Genomic DNA, 6,452 nt, shown 5'->3' with positions numbered 1-6,452 from the left:
TTGACAGGTTACATATCTCTATGTCACCCTGCACTTGGTTCGTCTTGTTCAGTTTTCAAAGGGCTTTGTCTTTCGCGACAACTATATTAGTATATCACCTATACCACCAACCTGTCAATACCTTTTTCCAATTTTTTTTAAAAGTTTTATTTTTTTAACTAAGTATAAAGTTAAATCTTTGTAAGTAGGGGCTTGTTTATGTCACCTGAGAGTATAGCTTTCTAAAACTAAAAAGGTTGAGAAACATGCTCTCAACCCTCTTTTCTTATTTATTTGACTTCTAACAGACCAATATCTCCATCCTCTCGACGGTATATAACATTTGTGCTACTGTCCTCTGCATCGGAATAGATAAAGAAATCATGGCCCAATAAATCCATCTGCAGAATCGCTTCTTCCAAGTCCATTGGTTTCAAATCGATGTGTTTTGAACGGACAACTTTTGACGGAACTTCTTCTGCTTCTTCAGCAAAGGAATCTGTGAAAAGCTGGCTTGTAGCAACTTTATTGCGATTCTTTCTTTCAATCTTGGTTTTATTTTTGCGGATTTGGCGCTCAATCTTATCTGTGACCAAATCAATTGATCCATACATGTCCTGAGAGATATCTTCTGCACGAAGAGTGATGGAGCCTAGCGGAATTGTTACTTCCACTTTCGCAGTTTTTTCACGGTAAACCTTGAGGTTCACACGCGCATCAAGTTCTTGCTCTGCTTGGAAATACTTCTCAATCTTCTCAAGTTTAGAAACTACGTAGTCACGGAGAGCATCTGTTACTTCTAGGTTTTCACCACGGATACTATATTTAAGCATATAAGTACCTTCTTTCTAAACATAAATGTTTTATTTATAATATCATTATAACGCTTTCATTCCTTTTTTGCAAATTTTTTCTTATCTTGCGATTGAAAATGTCAAAATTTCTTTCACTCCTGCTTCCAGCAAGATTTGCTTGGCTAATTGCAAGGTTTTTCCAGTCGTATAGATATCATCAACCAGCAAAATTTTATCTGGCAAATCAACTCCATTCTTAATTTTAAAAGCCTGCTGCGTCTGCAGACGCTCCTCACGAGTTTTACTTGACTGTGCTAGGGTGTCTTTTTTCTCTAAGATATTTCTATATGACAAGTTTGCAGCATCTAAAATCCCCTGCACTTGATTAAAACCTCTCGCTTGAAATTTTTCGATACTGACTGGAATCGGAACAATGATATGCTCTCTAAACATTTTGACTGCTTTTTTAGCTGCTTTTGCAAATACAAAGCGCAATACATAGTCTCCCTGAAACTTGTATTGATTGAAATAATTCTTCATTGCTTCATTATAGGTAAATAGTGACTGATGCTGGACTGGATTCCCCTCTTTCTCCCATTTTTGACAATCTGTGCATAAATCTGATTGCCCGTCGCGAAAACAGCGAGGACAATGTTCTTCAGGTATGCCTTCAAATTTTTGATAGCAAGTTGAGCAGCAGCTTGGTCCTTCTTCTTTTAATAGAAAAAGCCGTAAAAAACTGCCTTTCTCCTTAATTTGCTCCTTACATAAAAGACACTCTGTCATAATCCCGCCTCCTTATTCATATCTCTCATTTCCCGAATTGCCTTTTCCATAGCAAGGGTAGTCCCATCATGAAAAAATAGCAACTGTCCAGTCGGTCTATCCATACTACGACCAACTCGGCCTGAAATCTGAACCAGAGCACTACGACTGAACAGGCGATGATTGGCTTCCAAGACAAAAACATCTACACCAGGAAAGGTTACCCCACGCTCTAAGATAGTCGTTGTCACCAAAATAGCGATCTCCTTGTGACGAAACTGCTCGACAATCTCTAGACGATTTTCTGTTGTGGAGGCGACAAAAGCCAGCTTTTCATCAGGCAGAGCTATCTGCAAAGCCTGAGCAACATCCTCTCCTCTTTGAATTTCTGCAGCAAATATCAAGAGAGGAAATTGAGTCTTTCTCTGTTTTTCTATATAGTTCAAAAGTTTAGGTGCTATTTTCTTCTTCTGAAGATGTTTTTGAAAATCGGATAACCAAACTTTCTGAGGGATGGTCAAGGGATTACCATGAAATCTTCTGGGAAGACTCAGGCGTTTCAGCTCACCTTTTTGAACTCTTTTATCCAGTTCATCTGTGGAAGTGGCTGTCAGAAAAATAGTTGTAGCATCCTCTTTAACTGAACGCTCTACTGCGTGATACAACATGGGATTATCTACATAAGGAAAGGCGTCTACCTCGTCCACAATCAGCAAATCAAAAGCCCGATAAAATTTTAAGAGCTGGTGGGTGGTGGCAATCACCAAGGGACTGCGGAAATAAGCTTCTGACTCCCCATGCAGAAGGGCTATTTCACAAGAAAAATCTTCTTTAAGGCGCCGATAAAGCTCTAAACAAACATCAATCCGCGGACTGGCCAAGCAAACAGCTCCTCCTCTATCAATAACCCTTGCAAGCACTTGATAAATCATTTCTGTTTTTCCGGCGCCAGTAACAGCATGCACTAACGTATTCTGTCTTTTCTCTAGAGCATCAAGTAAGCCTTTGGAAACCTTCCCCTGAAACTCTGTCAGTTGCCCCTGCCATTTAAGCACCTCATTTTTAGGAAAATCCTCTTGAGGAAAATAGTAGAGTTTTTGGTCACTCCGTACCCGACCCAAGATTAAGCATTCTCTGCAATAATAAGCGCCAATCGGCAGTTGATTTTCTCGTTCAACCAAGCTGTTGCAACGTCCACAGCGGAGCTTACCTTTTTCTTCTCGGATACTGGGAATTTCTTTTGCTTGTGCTCGCAAGCTAGGCTCTAACTGACTTTCTGTAAATATCCGTCCTAAACAATCTTGTAACTCTAACATACTTATTTATTCGTATTTATTCGTAATTTTTTGGCAAAATTCATATTTTCTTGTAAAATATAGTTATGGAATTTAAGACAATTAAAGAAGATGGCATGGCTCAAGAGGAAATTAAAAAATCCCGCTTTATCTGCCATGTAAAAAGAGTCTACTCCGAGGAAGAGGCTCGCGCTTTTATCACTGCTATAAAAAAAGAACATTACAAGGCCACTCATAACTGCTCTGCTTTTATCATTGGGGAAAAGAGCGATATTAAGCGGACCAGTGATGATGGAGAGCCCAGCGGAACAGCCGGAGTTCCTATGCTGGGAGTCCTAGAAAAGCACAATTTGACCAATCTTTGCGTTGTGGTTACTCGCTATTTTGGCGGTATTAAACTCGGAGCCGGCGGTCTGATTCGAGCTTATGCCGGCAGTGTTGCTCTGGCTATTAAGGAGATTGGACTGGTTGAGATAAAAGAACAGGCTGGCCTGCGCCTAAAACTGTCTTACAGCCAGTATCAGGATTTTGCGAATTTTCTCAAGGCGGAAAATCTTGCTGAATACGATACTGAATTTACAGATACTGTCTCCACTCTTCTTTTCGTTGACAAAGGTGAAAGAGAACTGCTTAAAGACAAACTGACTGAGTTTTTTAAGGGCAAATTGGAGATGATGGATCAAGGACTGCGCCAAGTAGAAGTCCCCTTGATGTTTTGACATAAAGAAAAGCTATGGCTCTCATAGCTTTTTTATATTTTACAAAGCGCTTGTTTCATTTTATACTAATTCTATTAAATTATATTGAGGTATGTATCCTATGTCACGTATTTATCAAAACATTACAGAACTAATTGGGCAAACTCCCATCGTTAAATTGAACAACTTGGTTCCAGAAGGAGCGGCTGAGGTTTATGTGAAGTTAGAGGCTTTCAATCCTGGTTCTTCCGTCAAAGACCGGATTGCTCTCAGCATGATTGAGGCGGCTGAACGCGATGGCCTCATCAAACCTGGCGATACCATCGTTGAAGCAACCAGTGGAAATACCGGTATTGGCCTTTCATGGGTTGGAGCAGCCAAAGGCTACAAGGTTGTCATTGTTATGCCAGAGACCATGAGTGTGGAGCGGCGCAAGATTATCCAAGCTTATGGGGCAGAGTTAGTCTTGACTCCGGGTAGCGAGGGGATGAAAGGGGCTATTGCAAAAGCACAAGAAATTGCGCAAGAACGTAATGGCTGGCTGCCACTGCAGTTTAACAATCCGGCTAATCCAGAGGTTCACGAACGAACAACAGGAGCAGAAATTATCGCTGCTTTCGGTGAAACTGGACTGGACGCTTTTGTTGGCGGTGTCGGAACTGGCGGAACTATTTCCGGTGTATCTCACGCTCTCAAAAAAGTTAATCCGGACATCCAAATCTACGCAGTTGAAGCAGACGAATCTGCTATCCTTTCTGGTGAGAAGCCAGGCCCTCACAAAATCCAAGGACTTTCAGCTGGATTCATTCCAGAGACCTTGGATACAGAAGCCTACAACGGTATTGTCCGCGTAACTTCTGATCAAGCACTGGAATTCGGACGCTATATTGGCGGTCAGGAAGGCTTCCTAGTGGGGATTTCATCTGCCGCTGCTATTTTCGCAGCTATTGAAGTAGCGAAAAAACTAGGAGCTGGCAAGAAAGTCCTTGCTCTGGCACCTGATAACGGCGAACGCTATCTGTCTACCGCTCTCTACGAATTTGATGCTTAGTATTTTTGAAAAATATGTCCATTTCAACTTAGTACTCGGCTATGAATTGAATAGCAATTCTATCTAAGCAAAATATCCTGTTCCATAAGAGAACAGGATATTTTTTAAACTTTTTCTTCTTTTAAGAATTTTTTTGCCTCTTTGATCCAGATAGGTAGCTGTCTGCCTAAAGGCTCAAAACCAATTTTACAGCGGTCATTTGAAAAGCGGTGGCGTCTAGGGAGGCGGTGCTTTTCTTCTTCTAGGGTCCGCATGGACAGACTGGACTTCCCAGAAAATTCATCATAGTCCACAACCTGTACCAATACTTGCTGGCCAACCTTTACACTATCATGGATATTTTCAATATAACCTGGACGAATTTCTGAGATATGAATCAGGCCAATCGTTCCGTTTTCCAGTTCAACAAATGCTCCATAAGGCTGAATCCCAGTGATTTTGCCTTTTAATTTATCACCGATTTTCATCAGTCTTCTACCTCAATCGTCTCAATCACAACATCTTCCACGGGCTTGTCCATCGCACCCGTCTCAACAGCTGCAATCTTGTCCAAAACTTGATAGGACGCTTCATCAGCCAGCTGACCAAAGACAGTGTGGCGCCGATCCAAATGCGGAGTTCCTCCCTGACTGGCATAGACTTCAGCGATAGCTTCAGGCCAGCCGCCGCGGCTCAATTCCTTAGCTGAATAAGGTAGATTTTTATTTTGAACAATGAAAAATTGACTGCAGTTAGTATTTGGCCCAGCATTTGCCATGGAAAGAGCCCCACGAATATTGTAAAGCTCAGGTGAAAACTCATCTTCAAATTTCTCACCATAGATAGACTGACCGCCCATACCGGTACCAGTAGGATCGCCACCCTGAATCATAAAGTCCTGAATAATGCGGTGGAAAATCACACCGTCATAATAACCATCTTTAGCAAGGGCAATAAAGTTGGCTACTGTTTTTGGTGCCTGTTCTGGAAACAGCTGAACTTTCATGTCCCCATGATTAGTCTTGATAGTCGCTTTTGGACCTTCTGCTGCTGCAAGTTCTACTTGTGGAAAATGTAATTCTTTTTCTACCATACCTAACTCCTCTAAAGCGGCAAAAATACCGTCTTCTTCTACTGTTTTTGTAATATAATCTGCTCTTTTTCGCAGTTCTTCATGGGAAACGCCCATGGCAATGCCAATTCCGGCATAGTCAAACAATTCCAGATCATTGAGTCCGTCGCCAAAAACCATGACATTTTCAGGTTTGAAGCCCAGATGCTCGACAACCTTAGAAACTCCGGATGCCTTAGAACCTTCTGTTGGTACCACGTCTGACGAATGAGGATGCCAGCGAACCAAGCGCAGATGCTCCGCTAATGCCTCTGGCAGCTGCAGGCTATCTCCTCTATCTTCAAAGGTCCAAAGCTGATAAATATCCTTGTCTAAATGAAAGTCTGGATTTACAGGCAAATCTGGATAAACCACATCAATAGCCTCTGAAATCAGAGAATTTCGATTGGACAAGGCTGCTCCATGGCTGCCGACCAAACCATAGTCAATCCCTACTTCCTGAGCCCAAGCAATATAGGACATCACTCTATCAGACGGGATAACCGTCTGAGAAATCACCTTTTCTTTGCTGTCTTCGACATAGGCTCCGTTCAGGGTAACGAAAAAGTCTGGCTGCAAAGCTCTCAGTTCCGGCACGACACCAAACATTCCTCGTCCAGACGCAATACCCGTCAAAATCCCTTTGTCTTTCAACTGCTTGAAAACTGTCTGGATAGAGTCTGGGATAAAACCAGTATCCTTGACTCGCAGGGTATCATCTATATCGAAAAAGACAATTTTTATCTTTTTTGCCTTATACTTTAATTTTGCGTTCATATC

At 41.8% G+C, this 6,452-nt stretch carries 7 protein-coding genes; 2 read left to right on the top strand and 5 right to left on the bottom strand.

What is annotated here, in order from left to right; genetic code table 11:
* Positions 1-269: 269 nt before the first annotated feature.
* The 3 genes from raiA to PCY71_RS13915 form a co-directional block, all read right to left on the bottom strand.
* Entirely contained in the window at positions 270-812 is a 543-nt protein-coding gene (gene raiA / locus PCY71_RS13925) for a ribosome-associated translation inhibitor RaiA (protein ID WP_002903257.1), read from the bottom strand.
* 81 nt (positions 813-893) lie between these two features.
* Positions 894-1,559: a ComF family protein gene (locus PCY71_RS13920; RefSeq protein WP_048773594.1), complete on the bottom strand. Its 666-nt coding sequence runs from the start codon at positions 1,557-1,559 to the stop codon at positions 894-896.
* The gene (locus tag PCY71_RS13915; protein ID WP_048773591.1) at positions 1,556-2,854 is read right to left on the bottom strand and encodes a DEAD/DEAH box helicase; all 1,299 of its coding nucleotides are present in this window, start codon (positions 2,852-2,854) and stop codon (positions 1,556-1,558) included. The genes PCY71_RS13920 and PCY71_RS13915 overlap by 4 nt, the downstream gene beginning before the upstream one ends.
* 65 nt (positions 2,855-2,919) lie before the next feature.
* Here PCY71_RS13915 and PCY71_RS13910 point away from each other — a divergent pair, with 65 nt between their 5' ends.
* Positions 2,920-3,552, top strand: coding sequence for a YigZ family protein (locus tag PCY71_RS13910; protein ID WP_048773590.1), 633 nt, complete (start codon positions 2,920-2,922; stop codon positions 3,550-3,552).
* 100 nt (positions 3,553-3,652) lie between these two features.
* The gene (gene cysK / locus PCY71_RS13905) at positions 3,653-4,582 is read left to right on the top strand and encodes a cysteine synthase A (protein WP_002893488.1); all 930 of its coding nucleotides are present in this window, start codon (positions 3,653-3,655) and stop codon (positions 4,580-4,582) included.
* Positions 4,583-4,686: 104 nt separating this feature from the next.
* On the opposite strand, the gene PCY71_RS13900 is transcribed toward cysK, so the two are convergent.
* Both PCY71_RS13900 and PCY71_RS13895 read right to left on the bottom strand, forming a co-directional pair.
* Complete coding sequence (locus tag PCY71_RS13900) at positions 4,687-5,049, bottom strand: S1 RNA-binding domain-containing protein (protein WP_048773588.1); 363 nt, start codon at positions 5,047-5,049, stop codon at positions 4,687-4,689.
* Positions 5,049-6,449 (bottom strand): bifunctional Cof-type HAD-IIB family hydrolase/peptidylprolyl isomerase, encoded by a 1,401-nt coding sequence (locus PCY71_RS13895; RefSeq protein ID WP_048773586.1) that lies wholly within the window; start codon positions 6,447-6,449, stop codon positions 5,049-5,051. Before PCY71_RS13895 ends, PCY71_RS13900 begins: the two co-directional genes overlap by 1 nt.
* Between the last annotated feature and the right edge of the window lie 3 nt (positions 6,450-6,452).

It is taken from the genome of Streptococcus sp. SN3 (genome assembly GCF_030439905.1).
The sequence above is the reverse complement of the archived record's forward strand: the minus strand, read 5'-3'. Positions and strand labels throughout refer to the sequence as shown.